Below are 13,511 nucleotides of genomic sequence, written 5' to 3'. Positions count from 1 at the left end.
CGGCTTCCCCCCCTCCTCCCGGCGCTGGCCGGCATGACCGGCTTGCAGGCGCTGGTGGCGCTTGCCCTGTTCGCACCGGGGGTACTGGCGCCCCGATTGGGGATCGATCCGGCGGGGCTGGGCCTGTTCACCACAACCGGCTTCGCGGTCGGGATGGCGGCGTCGCTGTACGGGGGCGTGCTGGCCGGGCGTCTCGGGCCTTTCCGGGTCGCCAGCCTCTGTGCGGCGGCGGTCGCTGCCGCCATGCTGTGCGCGATGACGGGTGGGAGCGCCGCAGGGCTGCTGGCCGCGGGAATCGCCATCGGCCTTGCCTGCGGACCTGAAACACCGGCCAGTGCCGCGATCCTCGGCCGGCTGGTTCGGGAAGCCGACCGGCCGATGGTGTTTTCCGTCCGCCAGACAGGCAACCAGATCGGCGCCATGGCTGGATCGCTTGCTCTGCCGCTTCTGGCCGTCGCCCTGGATCCCCGTGCCGGCTATGCGGTCATCGCCATGCTGGCGCTGGCCTGCATTCCGGTCTTCGAGCGGCTGCGGCCTGTCTATGATCCGTTGACCCGCAATGCCGCCGCCGGTTTCGGCCTGGCTACGGCGATTCAACTGCTGCGCGGTGACCCGGCGCTGCGACGGATGGCGCTGGCAGCCGTCCCCTATTCCGCCAGCCAACTGACGCTGAACGGCTTTTTTGTGGTCTTCGCGGTGGCGGACCTGGGGCTGGAGCATGTGTCCGCCGGGGTGGCGCTGGCTGCCGGTCAAGCCGGCGGACTGGTGGGACGGCTCGGCTGGGGTGTGGTGGCATCGCGCTGGATGGCGCCACGCCGGCTGGTTGGCCTGCTGGGGCTGGGCATGGCCGCAGCATCGATCCTGGTGGGATGGGCCGGAGCCTCCCTGCCCTTCCCGGTGCTGGCAATCGCGACCTTCCTGTTCGGACTGACCGCCAGCGGCTGGAACGGCGTGTTCGTGGCCGAGGTCGCAAGGCTGGCGCCCGCCGGCCGCATCGGCGAGGCAACCGGCGCCGTCATGGTGGGCGGCTTTGCCGGGCTGATCGCCGGACCGATCCTGCTGGTCGCCGCCGCCGCGGTCAGCGACCTCGCCACCGGCTATATCGCCGTGGGTCTGCTGGCGGCGCTGGCCGGCCTCAGCCTTCTCGGAGACAAGCGATGACCAATCCTCCGCGTGCGCGCGCCATTGCCGAAGCCGTGCGCACCGGCCGCAGCGGCGCCCGCGCCGAAACAGAAGCGGCGCTGGCCCGCATCGCCACCGGCAATCCGGCGCTGAACGCCTTCGTCTCCGTCGATGAGGCCAAGGCACTGGCCGAGGCGGATGCCATCGACCGCCGGCTGGCCGCCGGAGAAAAGCCGTTGCTGGCCGGTGTCCCGGTCGCGGTCAAGGACACCATCTGGGTCGCCGGCCGCCGCGTCACCCAAGGGTCGCGCCTGTTCGCGGACTTCCGGGCTCCGGCTGACGCCATCGCGGTGGAGCGCCTGCGCGCGGCCGGTGCCGTCATCGTCGGGATGGCCAACAGCTCCGAATTCGCCTGCAAGGGCGTCACCACCAACCCGCTGTTCGGGCCGACGCGCCATCCGCAGGATCCGACCCTGACCCCCGGTGGGTCGAGCGGCGGGCCTGCCGTGGCGGTGGCGGGCGGGCTGGTGCCGCTGGCGCTCGGCACCGATGCCGGCGGGTCGAGCCGCCGCCCGCCCGCCCATGTCGGTGCGGTCGGGTTCAAGCCGTCCCTCGGCGCCATCCCCTACGGCCCCGGCTTCACCGAACCCTTCACCGGCATCGCCGTGATGGCCCCGATCGCCGCCGATGTCGCCGATGCGGCGCTGATGTTCGAGGCGCTGTGCGGTCCCGATCCGCGCGATCCCGAGTCCGTCGCCGTCGCCCCTGCGGACACCCGACCGCCCGAAGGCCTGACCATCGCCTACAGCCCCCGCTTCGGCCTGGATGCACCGGTCGACGAGGATGTGCGGCGGGCCGTCGAAAGCGCGGTGGACGCGCTGGAACGGGTGGGGGGGCGCATCGTCCGGCGCGATCCGGCTTGGCCGGCCGGGGTGACGGAAACGGCGCTGATGCCCTTGCAGCATGCCGGGCTGGCCGCCCTCCACGGCGACGCCTTCCGCCGCGACCCGACGCTGTTCGATCCCGACATCGCCGTGCAGATCGAACGCGGCCTGACCCTGACGGGGGCGGAGGTCGCGGCGGCGCAGTTGCTGGGGGTGGAGGTCGCACGCGCGCTCGCCGCCTTCTTCACCGACGCGGACCTGCTGATTGGCCCGACGACGCCCTGCGTTGCCTGGCCGCTGGACCGGCTGGGTCCGGAGACCATCGGAGGGCAGGCGGTGCCGCCGCGGGCCCATGCCGTCTTCACCCCGCTGTTCAATCACGCCAAGGTTCCGGCGATCAGCCTGCCCTGCGGCATCGGCCGTGACGGGCTGCCCGTCGGGATGCAGGTTGTCGCCCCACGCGGGCGGGACCGCCGGGTGCTGCGTTTCGCCGCCCATATTGAAACGGTGCTCGCCGCCGGCGGGCAAGGACACCCCGGATGAGCATGGACAACGACGTTCCCAGAGACGCCTCCGAAACCGAAGCTGCGCCCCGCCGCCGCCGTACGGTGCCGCCGCCGCCGCTGGCGGAGATGGCGGTGGAACGCCTGCGCGCCATGATCATCTATGGCGAACTGCCGCCGTCGGCCCGCCTGATCGAGCCGGAGCTGAGCGAGAAGCTCGGCATTTCCCGCACGCCCCTGCGCGAGGCGCTGAAGCTGCTGGCGGCCGACGGGCTGGTGATGCTGCGTCCGAACCGCAACGCCATCGTTGCCCCGCTCAACGCCGACGAACTGATCCACCTGTTCGAGGCCGAGGGCTGCATCGAGAGCTTCGCCGCGAGGCTGGCCGCCGAACGCATGACCGCCGCCGACCTGCGCCGTCTGCGCAGCTTCCAGGACAGGATCGAAGCGTTGCAGGGGGCCGGGGTGCTTGAGGAGTATTTCTCCATCAACCAGAAGATCCACCGGCTGATCGTGTCCGGCGCCAAGAATCCGGCATTGGTGGATGCACATGACCGGCTGCTCGGCCGGCTGGCGCGGGCACGCTATTTCGCGCTGGGCGCCCAGGGCCGCTGGAAGGAGTCGGTGCTGGAACACCGCGAGATCCTGGCGGCGATGGAGGCCCGCGACGGCGAGACCGCCCAGCGCCTGTTCATGCACCATGTCGGCCGCACCGGCGAGGTGGTGGCCGCCGCCTGCGCCTCGCCCAGGGCACGGCGGGCGGTGTAACGACCACCGCCCGCCGGACCGTCAGAACGGCAGGACCGGCGCCGGGGCGCTCTTGGGACGGGCGGGGGCCGGCAGGCCGCAGGGCAGGAACCGGCCGCGGCCGGGCCGGGCCAGAAGCGCGCCGTCGCGGCACACCACCGCCCCGCGCGAGATCGTCGCCACCGGCCAGCCGGTGACCTCCATTCCCTCATAGGGGGTGTAGTCCACATTGTGGTGCAGCATGGCGTTGGTGACGGTCACCCGCCGGCTCGGGTCCCACAGGGCGATGTCGGCGTCGGCCCCGACCGCGATGGTGCCCTTGCGCGGATGCAGCCCGTACATGCGGGCCGGGTTGGTGGCGGTCAGCTCCACGAACTTGGTCAGCTCCATCCGCCCGGTCATCACGCCGGCGGAGAACAGCAGCGGCAGGCGCGTCTCCACCCCCGGAATGCCGTTCGGCACGCAGCGGAAGGGCGCCTGTTCGCCATGGACCTTCTTGCCGCCCGGACCATCGAAATGGAACGGCGCATGGTCGGATGAGAAGACCTGGAAGGTGCCGCCGGTCAACCCGTCCCAGATGACGGCCTGATTGGCGGCATCGCGCGGCGGTGGGGAGCAGATGCACTTGGCTCCGTCGAAGCCATCGCCGCCCAGATCGTCGGCGGTGAGGAACAGATATTGCGGACAGGTCTCGGCATAGATCCGCAGGCCGCGCCCCTGGGCCCAGCGGATCTGCTCCACCGCGTCGGCGCCGGAGACATGGACGATCAGGATCGGCACGTCGACCAGTTCGGCCAGCGAGATGGCGCGGTGGGTGGCCTCGCGCTCCGCGACGCGCGGGCGGGAGACGCCATGGAAGAAGGGCGCCGTCTGCCCGGCGCGTTCAAGCTTTTCGGTCAGCCAGGCGATGCAGTCGGCGTTCTCCGCATGCATCATCACCATGGCGCCCTCGCTGCGGGCGATGTCCAGAACCTCCAGGATCTGGCGGTCGTTCAGCTTCAGCGCGTCATAGGTCATGTAGATCTTGAAGGACGTGTAACCCTCGCGGATCAGCGCCGGCAACTCCTGCCCCAGAACCTGTTCGGTCGGATCGGTGACGATCAGGTGGAAGGCGTAGTCGATGACCGGCTTGCCGGCCGCGCGCCGGTGATAGTCGTCCACCGCCTCGCGCAGCGACCGGCCCTTCTCCTGGCAGGCGAAGGGAAGCACCGTGGTGGTGCCACCGAATGCGGCGGAGCGGGTGCCGGTCAGGAAATCGTCGGCCATCACCGAACCGTCGCCGGTCGGCTGGTCGAAATGGACATGTCCGTCGACGCCGCCGGGCAGGACCAGCAGCCCGGCCGCGTCGATCTCCTCACCTCCGGGGGCGAGGCCGGCGCCCAGCGCGGCGATCGTCCCGCCGCGCACGCCGACATCGGCCTTGAACACGTCCGACGCGGTGGCGACCGTGCCGTTGCGGATGACCAGATCGAATTCCATGCTCGCCTCCCCTGTTTCAGCCATCAGCCATCTGCGGTCAGCCGTGCAGTTCCCGGAACAGGCTGCCCCAGCCCTCGACACGGCGGGTGTCGACGCCGGTCATGCGCAGCGCCTTCCACACCACGGTGGACACGGTGTCGTAGACGGGGATGCCCAGCGCCTTTTCCACCCGCTCGGCCACCGGGGCGCCGCGCATGTTGGTGCAGATGATGGCGATGGCCTCCGGCTTTGCCGCCGCCACTTCGGCGCACATGCGCTCGATCCGCTCCTCGGTGATCTCGGAGAAGGAGAAGTTGCCGCGGTCGTTCAGATGGCGCTCCGCCACGACTTCAAAGCCGGCGGCATTGTAGTTGGCGACCATCCGCTCCTGGATTTCGTCGAGATAGGGGCTGACGATGGCGAAGCGCTTGCGGCCCGTCGTCTCCAGAATCTCGTTCAGCGCCAGCATGGAGGTGCAGGCCGGGATGCCGGTCTCCGCCGCGATGGTGCTGCACAGCCGCTCGTCGGCATCGAAGCCGAGCCAGCCGGCCGAGGTGCCGTTCCAGCCGATCACGTTCAATTTCGCGTCGGCCAGCAGGCGGGCGGCGTCGAGGAAGGGCGCATCGGTGAACTGGTCCAGCGCCGCGGCGCGCAGCGAGATCTCCTTGACGGTGAAGCGGCCGAAATGGGCCGACACCTCCGGCAGCCCGCTCAGCATGGCGGAGGTCACCGGTTCGAGAACCGTGTTGGAGGACGGGGTCAGCATCCCCAGGAGGACGCGCTTGGTCAGGTCGGGCATGCTCATGTTCGGTCCTTATCGCTTCAGGCGTTTCTTGTTTTCAGGGTTTGACGGGTTCAGGCCCGCGCCCACAGCGCGCGGGCGGCCTCGTCGGCCTCGATGCAGATCCGCTCCAGGTCGGCGCGCAGCAGGCGGCCGTCCTCGACCAGGATTTCGCCATCGACCATCACCATCTCCACGTCGCGGCCCTGGCCGGTGTGGACCAGCGTGCCGAGCGGGTTGATCTGCGGGCGCAGGTGCGGACGGCGGCTGTCGAACACCACCAGATCGGCGCATTTGCCGACGGTCAGTGCGCCGATCCGGTCGGCCATGCCGACGGCCTCGGCCCCGCCCAGCGTCGCCATGCGGAAGACGTCTGCCGGCTGCCAGTCGGCGGTGACGCCGCCGCGGCCGATGCGGGCGATGGCGAGCGCCCAGCGCATTGTCTCCACCATGTCGCCATGCTGGGTGTCGGTGCACAGCGCCAGATTGACCCCCGCCGCCTTCAGGGCTGGGGTCGGCGCGAGTCTGCCGGATGCGGCGTTGCATTTGGGCACATGCACCGCATGGGCGCCGGCATGGGCCAGCCGGGTGATGTCGTCGTCATCGACATGGAGGCAATGGGTGGCGAGAAGCCGGTCGTTCAGCATCCCGGTTTCTTCCAGCAGGGCCGCGGGAGAGAGGCCGGTGGAGGCGCGGACGCGCTCCACCTCCACCCGGCTCTGTGCCAGATGGGTGTTGACGCGCATGCCGCGGGCCGACGCCTCGGCGGCAAGTGTCCGCAGGAAGCCGGGGGAACAGGTGTCCGGCGCATGGGCGGCCATCTGCACCGCGATGCGCCCATCCAGAGCCCCGTGCCAGCGGTCGTGCAGGTCGAGCGTCCGGCGCAGCAGATCCTCGCCGATCCCGGCATCGAAGCGCCATTCCCCTTGCGGCACGCGGGCGAAATCCACGTCATGCACCCGCCAGCCGGCATGGACCCGCAGCCCCAGCTCGGCGACGGCCTCCAGCGTCGCCTCGGCATGGACGAAATGGTCGCAGACCAGGGTGGAGCCGGACAGCAGCGCCTCGGCCACGCCGAGCCGGGCGAGCGCCCGCGCCTCCTCCGGCGTGGCGTCGGTCCCCTTGGGAACGCCGGGGGTGTAGGACGGGGCGAAGCCGAGGTCGGCGGCGACGCCGCGCACCATCACCAGCACCGCATGGAGGTGGGCGTTGACGAAGCCCGGCGTCACCAGCCGGCCGGAACGGTGCAGCGTGCGCTCGGCCGCCGGCAACCCGGCGGAGAGCGGAGCCAGATGGGCGATCCGGCCGTCGCGGATGCCGATGGCGGCGTCCTCGATGATGCCCAGCATCGGGTCGCCGGTGATGGCGGTGACGCCGGTCAGCAGCAGGTCGAGCGGGGGCCGGGTCGGGAGTCGAGTTGGGGGCGCGGCCGGGGTCATGCCGTCGCACCCAGCCGGCTGGCCGCCAAGGAGTCCGGACGTGCCTCCCTGCGCTGCTGCATCCCCTCCTCGCGGATCAGGTTCAGGATGTGGCGTTTGTGGTCGTTGAACTGCCGGCTGGTGATGTCGCGCGGGCGCGGCAGGTCGAGGTCGATCAGCTCGCGCACCCGTCCCGGCCGGCTGGTCAGGACGGCGACCTGGGTGCCCAGCACCAGCGCCTCGTCCACGCTGTGGGTGACGAAGACGATGGTGCAGCGCTGCTTCTGCCAGATGGCGACCAGTTCCTCCTGCATGTCCATCTTGGTCTGGGCATCCAGCGCCGCGAACGGCTCGTCCATCAGGATGACCTGCGGGTTCAGCAGCAGGGCGCGGGCGATGCCGACACGCTGGCTCATGCCGCCCGACAGTTCGGCCGGGAAATGGTTCTCGAAGCCGCGCAGGCCCACCATGTCGATGTATTCCTGCGCCGCGGCCCGGCGGTCGGCCTTGCGCCAGCCCTTCAGCCGCAGATGGAAGGCGACGTTCTCCCATACCGGCAGCCAGGGCATCAGGTTGGCCTGCTGGAAGACCATGCCGCGGTCGGCACCCGGTCCGTCCACCGGCTTGCCGCCGACCGTCACGCTGCCGCCGGTCGGCTTCTCGAAACCGGCGATCATGTTGAGCAGCGTTGACTTGCCGCAGCCCGACGAGCCCAGCAGGCAAAGGAACTGGTTCGGTTCCACCGAAAGGCTGACATCGTCGATGGCCAGCAGATCGCGCTTGCGCTTGGCGTCACGGAAAATCTTGGTGATGTTCTTCAGCTCGATGGAGGCCATGGCGTCAGCCCTCCCGGCTTTGCAGGGTGGATCCGTGCTGCCAGTGCAGCGCCACGGACATCAGGAGCTTGATCAGGCCGTCGGTCGCGTAGCCGAGCAGGCCGATGCTGGCCATGGAGGCGAGCACGAGGTCGTAGCGCAGGAAATAGTAACTGTCCCACAGCACGTACCCCAGCCCGCTCTTGACCGCGACCATCTCCGCCGTGACCGTGAGCATCCAGGCGGCGCCGATGCCGATGCGCAGCCCGGCGAAGATGCTGGGCAGGGCCGCCGGGAACACCACATGGCGCAGAAGCTGCTGCTCGGTGGCGCCCATCATGGAGGCGGCGCGGATCAGGTTGCGGTCGGCCGTCTTCACCCCGTGGATGGTGTTCATCAGGATGGGGAAGAAGGCACCGAGGAAGACCAGGAAGATGGCCGGCTTGTTGGCGATCCCGAACCAGATGATCGCCAGCGGAATCCAGGACACCGGCGGAACCGGGCGCAGCATCTGGATGGTCGGCTCCACCGTCCGTTCGACCCAGCGCCACCAGCCGATGGCGATGCCCAGCAGGATGCCGCTGGCCGCCGCGATGCCATAGCCGGCGGCGACCCGCAAGGCGCTGGACAGCGCGTCGGCCAGCCAGCGCCCGCTGTTGGCCTGTGCGGTCTCGTCGAAGCCGAACACCCAGTCGCCCCACGCATGCAGCACCACCGTCGGCGGCGGCAGCAGCGCCGCGGGCAGAAGGCCGGAGCGCGACACGGCTTCCCACGCCCCCAGGATGAAGAGGGGAACGACAGCACGTTCCCAGGATTTCCATATCGCCGTCATGAACCGGTCTCCTGTCCCATAAAACATCTGGCCTGATGCAGCCGGTTGCGGATCAGAATCCCAGCTCGGTCTTCGGCTTGTTCGTGACGGTCTCCAGGAACCTGTAGTCGAGGTTCTTTTCGGCAGCGGCGGAGACGTCGTGGCTGATGTATTTCAGGTCGCGCATCATCGCGGCGATGGCCAGCGTGCTGTCCTTGTGCATGGCATAGTCGGGCGAGGCGTTCTTCAGCGCTTCCGCGGCGACCGTCTTGTCCATGCCGGTGTACTTGTTGATGGTGTCGATCCAGGCGCCCTTGTCCGCCTTCAGCTTGTCGACCAGTGCCACGACGGACGCGACGGTCGCCTCGACCGCCTTGGGATGCTCCTTGATCACGTCGGACCGGGTGACGATCAGGTTGGTCAGGTTGCCGGCGGCCTGATCGTAGGGAAGCGTGAAGTGCCGGCCCACCCCGCTGCCGCGGATCTGCGAGGCGAAGGGCTCGACCGTGCAGATCACGTCGACCTCGCCGCGCTGGAGGGCGGCGGCATGGTCGGACGGGTTCGGGATGTTGACGAACTGCACGTCCTTGTTGGCGTCGATGCCGTTCTTCAGGAAGGCGCCCCGCATGTGGATGTCCTGGGCGTTCCCGCGCGACGCAGCGACGCGCAGCGGCTCTCCCTTCGCCTTGCGATCGGCAATCAGCGCCTTCAGCCCGGCCCAGTCGTCCGCCTTCAGATCGATCCCCTTGGCGGTCAGAATCTCCGAGCCGCCATTCACCTGACCGGAGATGGCCACCACGTCGAACCCTTTGTCGAGCGCGGTGATGTAGTGGAGGTAGGTGACCTGCGCCACATCGATGCTCTTGGACACCAACGCCGTCAGCACGTCGTTGCCGGAATTGAAGTTAATGGCTTCGATCTTGACGCCCGTCGCCAAATCCGGCGTCAGCGCCATCGGCAGGCAGTGAGCGCATTTGGCGAATCCCAGCTTCACCGCTTCCGTGTCGGCGGCTTGGGCGGTCACGGCAGCCGCGGACAGGGCGAGGACCACGCTGGTGACGGCGCCAAACGTGAAGGATCGAAGCGACATGGGCAAAATTCCCTGATGCGGTTGCGATGATCCGTCAGTCGCAAGCTGCGTGCCAAATTGTATACAATATGGGGATTTGAAATTTAATAAGTTAAATCAATGCTTTATATCAATATGTGATGAACATGTGCGATCGTCCGCTCTTGCCCTGTTTTTAAGCGCATGGCATCGTTCGCGCATCACTGCACAATCCTTCAGCACAATGGGCATCGCCGGATCGACCATGGACACCGTGAAGACCGCCAAGGCCTCCGCCGGGCCGATCCGCCGTGAAACACTGCATCACGGCGCCGTCGCGGAACTGCGCGCGATGATCCTTTCCGGCGAATTGCGTCCGGGCAGCCGCGTACCGGAGGTCCAGCTGTGCGAGCAGCTCGGGGTATCCCGCACGCCCTTGCGGGAAGCGCTGCGCGTCCTGGCGGCGGAGGGGCTGGTGGAACTTCGCCCGCACCGCGGCGCCGTGGTGACGCTCATCGATCCAAAGGAAATCGCCGCCGTCTTTGAAGTCATGGAGGTGCTGGAAGCGCTTGCGGGCGGGCTTGCCTGCCAGAGGGGCACGGTGGAGGAGTTCGCCGAACTTGAGCGGCTCCATGCGCTGCTTCATGCCCAGTTCGAGGCCGGCGACCGGCTGGCTTACTTCATGACCAATCGTCAGATACACGCCTGGATCGTCGCAATGGCGCGCAACCCATCCCTGGAAGTCACCTATGCCGGCTTCGCCTCAAAGATCCTCCGCGCCCGGTCGCTGGCCAATTATGATGCCAACCGCTGGCGCGACTCCCTGAGCGAACATGAGAGCTTCATGGTGGCGCTCCGGCGGCGCGATGCAGCGGCGGCCGGCAGTCTCCTGGCAAACCATTGCGGCCACACCGCGGATGCCGTCCTCGCCGCGCTCAATCTCAATGGAATCGAACGCTGATCCTCTGCAGGCGCCCAAAACTGCCCCCACTGCTGGGGGCGGATGTCCCGGCAGTCCAAAGGGTTCCGTCGCAAGAAGGCCCCGCGCCGGGCGCCTTCGTCCGCGGGACGCGGGATGTGGTCGCTGCGCTGAAACACCGCATCGGCCGCGAAGGCCGTAAGTTGTACGACCTGATCGACCGCGCAGGGCTGGCGAGCGCGGCCTGACGGCCGGATTTTCAAGCTTAAACTTGACCGAGGTCAATGACGTCAGGCGGTTACCGGCTTTCATGGGCGGCGGAATGACCGATGAGGAGGGAAGCCGCCCATGCGCGATCCCGATGCCGCACAGACTGTTTCCACCCCGACTGTTTCCGAAGACCGCGCCCGCCGGTTCGAGACCGGGCTGAGCCGGGCCGGGCTGGGGCTGGTGCCCAGGCTGGGGCGGCGGGCCAGCGACGCCCTGCTCGCCCGGCTGCTGCGGCTGCTGGCCGACCGGCATCCGCGCGCCTTCGAGGCTCTGCGCGAAATGCCGGACGCCAGCGTGCTGATCGAGCCGGTGGACGCGCCGGTGGCGCTGCTGATGCGCGTCGGCCGTGATCTGTCGCTGCATGCCCTGCCCCGTGGCGTGCATGGTGCGGATGAGGCGGCGGCCGATGCCGTGGCCGACGCGGTGATCCGCGGGCCCTATGCCCGGCTGCTCGACCTGCTGGAGGGACGGATCGACGGCGATGCGCTGTTCTTCCGGCGTGAACTGAGCATTTCCGGTGACACGGCGCTGATCCTAGCACTTCGCAACACGCTGGACGGCGAGGACGAGATGGATCTGGTGGCCGACGCCGCTTCCATCGCCGGGCCGCTGGCCCGCGCGCTCCCGGTGCTGCGGCGGAACGCCGGGCCGGTGCTCGACCGGATCGAGGCTGCCCGCCGGCTGCTGCCGCCGCCGCTGCGGCGCGGGATCGAGCGGGTCGAGGCGCGCATCACCGGGACGCTGCCCGGATCGGGGATGTAGGGAACCATGGACAATTTCGAGCTGATCTGCCCGGCGGGGACGCCGGCCGCCTTGCGCGCCGCCGTCGACGCCGGGGCCGACGCCGTCTATCTCGGCTTCCGTGACGAGACCAACGCCCGCAACTTTCCCGGGCTGAACTTCACCCGCCAGGACGTCGCAGACGCGGTGGATTACGCCCATGCGCGCCGTGTCGAGGTCTATGTCGCCATCAACACCTATCCGCAGGCGGGCAATCTCGGGCCCTGGCAGAAGGCGGTGGACGATGCGGCGCGGCTGAAGGTCGATGCGGTCATCCTGGCCGATCCGGGGCTGCTGGCCTATGCCGCCAAGCGCCATCCCGACCTGCGGCTGCATCTGTCGGTCCAGGCCTCGGCCGCCAATGTCGAGGCGATCCGGCTCTACCGCGATGCCTTCGGCGTGCGGCGGGTGGTGCTGCCGCGCGTGCTGACGGTGCCGGAAATCGCCAAGCTGAATGCCGAGATCGACATCGAGACCGAGGTGTTCGTCTTCGGCGGCCTCTGCCCGATGGCGGAGGGACGCTGTTCGCTGTCCTCCTACGCCACCGGCCTGTCACCCAACAAGCAGGGTGTCTGTTCGCCGGCCAACCATGTCCGCTACGAGCAGCGCGGCGGGGCGCTGGCCTCGACGCTGGGGGGCTTCACCATCAACGTGTTCGGCGAGGGCGAGCAGGCCGGCTATCCGACGCTGTGCAAGGGCCGCTTCGTTGCCGGTGACGGGCCGGCCTACCTGTTCGAGGAACCGACCAGCCTCAACGCCATGGATCTGCTGCCCGAACTGAAGGCGGCCGGCGTGCGGGCGTTGAAGATCGAGGGGCGGCAGCGTGGCAAGGCCTATATCGCCGCGGTGGTCCGCGCCTATCGCGAGGCGCTGGAAAGCTTCGCCGCCGGCCGGCCGGTGCCGCACATCGATTTGCAGGCGATGGTCGAGGGCGGAACCCAGACCACCGGCGCCTATACCCGCGGATGGCGGTAAGGAGTTTCAGGGAATGACTGCGTCACTCACTCTGGGGCCGGTGCTGTTCAACTGGCCGGTCGACCGCTGGCGCGACTTCTACGCCCGCATCGCCGACGAGGCGCCGGTGGACACCGTGATCGTCGGCGAGATCGTCTGCTTCAAGCGGGCGCCCTTCTTCGCCGAGGCGATGGGCGAGGTGATCGAACGGCTGAGCGCCGCCGGCAAGACGGTGTGGCTCGCCAGCCCGATCCTGGTCGGCAGCGACCGCGAACGGTCGGCGATGCGCGATCTGGTGGAGTCGGACGCCGGGCTTGTGGAAGCGAACGACATGGGGGCGCTGGCCCTGCTGGCCGGGCGGCCCCATGCGGTCGGGCCGACGATCAACGTCTACAACGAGGCGACGTTGGGCTGGATGGCCGGGCGTGGGGCGGTGGCGGTGTCGCTGCCGGCCGAGCTGCCGGCGGCGACCGTCGCGGTGCTGGCCAAGGCCGGGCGCGAACTGGGGGTGGAGACCGAGGTGCAGGTCTGGGGCCGGGCGCCGCTCGCCATCTCGGCCCGCTGCTATCACGCCCGCGCCCATGGGCTGCACAAGGACGGCTGCCAGTTCGTCTGCGGCAACGACCCCGACGGCCTGCCGGTGACGACGATGGACGGCCAGCCCTTCCTGACCGTCAACGGCACGCAGACGATGTCGCACGGCTGCCTGTGTCTGGCGGCGGAAATGCCGGCGCTGCTGGAGATGGGGGTGAGCCGCTTCCGGCTGTCGCCGCAGGCGATGGACATGGTGCGGGTGGCCGAGGCGTTCCGCGCGGTGCTGGACGGCCGGCGCGACGGGGCGGAGGTCGCCGCCGAACTGGGCGGGCAGATCGCGGCGCCGCTGGTCAATGGCTTCTACCACGACACCGCCGGGGCATTGCGGGTGGCGTGAGGGCTTCAGGATTCCGAAGTCAGGTCAAGAAGGGCGCCTATAAGCCCTCTCCCCCTGGGGAGAGGGTTGT

General features: G+C 69.1%; 13 protein-coding genes. 7 read left to right on the top strand and 6 right to left on the bottom strand.

The window, feature by feature from the left end; genetic code table 11:
• The first annotated feature begins 33 nt into the window (after nucleotides 1-33).
• The 3 genes from E6C72_RS21855 to E6C72_RS21845 are packed head-to-tail and all read left to right on the top strand — an operon-like array spanning nucleotide 34 to nucleotide 3,277.
• A complete protein-coding gene (locus E6C72_RS21855; protein ID WP_247875634.1) occupies nucleotides 34-1,161 on the top strand; it encodes an MFS transporter in 1,128 nt (375 codons plus the stop codon).
• Entirely contained in the window at nucleotides 1,158-2,549 is a 1,392-nt protein-coding gene (locus tag E6C72_RS21850) for an amidase (RefSeq protein WP_109085299.1), read from the top strand. Before E6C72_RS21855 ends, E6C72_RS21850 begins: the two co-directional genes overlap by 4 nt.
• Nucleotides 2,546-3,277, top strand: coding sequence for a GntR family transcriptional regulator (locus E6C72_RS21845; protein WP_109085300.1), 732 nt, complete (start codon nucleotides 2,546-2,548; stop codon nucleotides 3,275-3,277). Before E6C72_RS21850 ends, E6C72_RS21845 begins: the two co-directional genes overlap by 4 nt.
• A gap of 21 nt (nucleotides 3,278-3,298) precedes the next feature.
• On the opposite strand, the gene hydA is transcribed toward E6C72_RS21845, so the two are convergent.
• Genes hydA through E6C72_RS21815 form a run of 6 tightly spaced genes read right to left on the bottom strand, consistent with a single transcriptional unit; the run spans nucleotide 3,299 to nucleotide 9,629 of the window.
• On the bottom strand, nucleotides 3,299-4,735 hold the full coding sequence (gene hydA / locus E6C72_RS21840; RefSeq protein WP_109085301.1) for a dihydropyrimidinase: 1,437 nt from the start codon (nucleotides 4,733-4,735) through the stop codon (nucleotides 3,299-3,301).
• Between the two features lie 37 nt (nucleotides 4,736-4,772).
• Nucleotides 4,773-5,519, bottom strand: a complete 747-nt coding sequence (locus E6C72_RS21835) for an aspartate/glutamate racemase family protein (RefSeq protein WP_247875636.1) — start codon at nucleotides 5,517-5,519, stop codon at nucleotides 4,773-4,775.
• Nucleotides 5,520-5,569: 50 nt separating this feature from the next.
• Nucleotides 5,570-6,934, bottom strand: coding sequence for an amidohydrolase family protein (locus E6C72_RS21830; RefSeq protein WP_109085302.1), 1,365 nt, complete (start codon nucleotides 6,932-6,934; stop codon nucleotides 5,570-5,572).
• Nucleotides 6,931-7,749, bottom strand: coding sequence for an ABC transporter ATP-binding protein (locus E6C72_RS21825; RefSeq protein ID WP_109085303.1), 819 nt, complete (start codon nucleotides 7,747-7,749; stop codon nucleotides 6,931-6,933). Before E6C72_RS21825 ends, E6C72_RS21830 begins: the two co-directional genes overlap by 4 nt.
• Nucleotides 7,750-7,753: 4 nt before the next feature.
• On the bottom strand, nucleotides 7,754-8,560 hold the full coding sequence (locus E6C72_RS21820; RefSeq protein WP_109085304.1) for an ABC transporter permease: 807 nt from the start codon (nucleotides 8,558-8,560) through the stop codon (nucleotides 7,754-7,756).
• Between the two features lie 52 nt (nucleotides 8,561-8,612).
• Complete coding sequence (locus E6C72_RS21815) at nucleotides 8,613-9,629, bottom strand: ABC transporter substrate-binding protein (protein WP_109085305.1); 1,017 nt, start codon at nucleotides 9,627-9,629, stop codon at nucleotides 8,613-8,615.
• Nucleotides 9,630-9,831: 202 nt separating this feature from the next.
• On the opposite strand from E6C72_RS21815, the gene E6C72_RS21810 reads away from it, so the two are divergent.
• From E6C72_RS21810 to E6C72_RS21790, 4 genes are all read left to right on the top strand, one after another.
• Nucleotides 9,832-10,548 (top strand): GntR family transcriptional regulator, encoded by a 717-nt coding sequence (locus E6C72_RS21810; protein WP_247882167.1) that lies wholly within the window; start codon nucleotides 9,832-9,834, stop codon nucleotides 10,546-10,548.
• Nucleotides 10,549-10,854: 306 nt separating this feature from the next.
• Nucleotides 10,855-11,538: an SCP2 sterol-binding domain-containing protein gene (locus E6C72_RS21800; protein ID WP_109085307.1), complete on the top strand. Its 684-nt coding sequence runs from the start codon at nucleotides 10,855-10,857 to the stop codon at nucleotides 11,536-11,538.
• Between the two features lie 6 nt (nucleotides 11,539-11,544).
• Nucleotides 11,545-12,531 carry a peptidase U32 family protein gene (locus E6C72_RS21795; RefSeq protein WP_109085308.1) on the top strand — a complete coding sequence of 329 codons (987 nt, stop codon included), beginning with the start codon at nucleotides 11,545-11,547 and terminating at the stop codon, nucleotides 12,529-12,531.
• A 13-nt stretch (nucleotides 12,532-12,544) separates the two neighbouring features.
• The gene (locus E6C72_RS21790; RefSeq protein ID WP_109085309.1) at nucleotides 12,545-13,441 is read left to right on the top strand and encodes a U32 family peptidase; all 897 of its coding nucleotides are present in this window, start codon (nucleotides 12,545-12,547) and stop codon (nucleotides 13,439-13,441) included.
• Nucleotides 13,442-13,511: the final 70 nt, after the last annotated feature.

Origin of the sequence: Azospirillum sp. TSH100, assembly GCF_004923295.1 — a bacterium.
GTDB lineage: Bacteria > Pseudomonadota > Alphaproteobacteria > Azospirillales > Azospirillaceae > Azospirillum.
This window is presented reverse-complemented; position numbering and strand designations above follow the sequence as displayed.

Bases quoted from the DNA above. Each gene is read 5' to 3' on its own strand.
- E6C72_RS21815 (WP_109085305.1), bottom strand. From the start codon at position 9,629: ATGTCGCTTCGATCCTTCACGTTTGGCGCCGTCACCAGCGTGGTCCTC.
- E6C72_RS21835 (WP_247875636.1), bottom strand. From the start codon at position 5,519: ATGAGCATGCCCGACCTGACCAAGCGCGTCCTCCTGGGGATGCTGACC.
- hydA (WP_109085301.1), bottom strand. From the start codon at position 4,735: ATGGAATTCGATCTGGTCATCCGCAACGGCACGGTCGCCACCGCGTCG.
- E6C72_RS21800 (WP_109085307.1), top strand. From the start codon at position 10,855: ATGCGCGATCCCGATGCCGCACAGACTGTTTCCACCCCGACTGTTTCC.
- E6C72_RS21820 (WP_109085304.1), bottom strand. From the start codon at position 8,560: ATGACGGCGATATGGAAATCCTGGGAACGTGCTGTCGTTCCCCTCTTC.
- E6C72_RS21825 (WP_109085303.1), bottom strand. From the start codon at position 7,749: ATGGCCTCCATCGAGCTGAAGAACATCACCAAGATTTTCCGTGACGCC.
- E6C72_RS21850 (WP_109085299.1), top strand. From the start codon at position 1,158: ATGACCAATCCTCCGCGTGCGCGCGCCATTGCCGAAGCCGTGCGCACC.
- E6C72_RS21790 (WP_109085309.1), top strand. From the start codon at position 12,545: ATGACTGCGTCACTCACTCTGGGGCCGGTGCTGTTCAACTGGCCGGTC.
- E6C72_RS21845 (WP_109085300.1), top strand. From the start codon at position 2,546: ATGAGCATGGACAACGACGTTCCCAGAGACGCCTCCGAAACCGAAGCT.
- E6C72_RS21795 (WP_109085308.1), top strand. From the start codon at position 11,545: ATGGACAATTTCGAGCTGATCTGCCCGGCGGGGACGCCGGCCGCCTTG.
- E6C72_RS21855 (WP_247875634.1), top strand. From the start codon at position 34: ATGACCGGCTTGCAGGCGCTGGTGGCGCTTGCCCTGTTCGCACCGGGG.
- E6C72_RS21830 (WP_109085302.1), bottom strand. From the start codon at position 6,934: ATGACCCCGGCCGCGCCCCCAACTCGACTCCCGACCCGGCCCCCGCTC.
- E6C72_RS21810 (WP_247882167.1), top strand. From the start codon at position 9,832: ATGGGCATCGCCGGATCGACCATGGACACCGTGAAGACCGCCAAGGCC.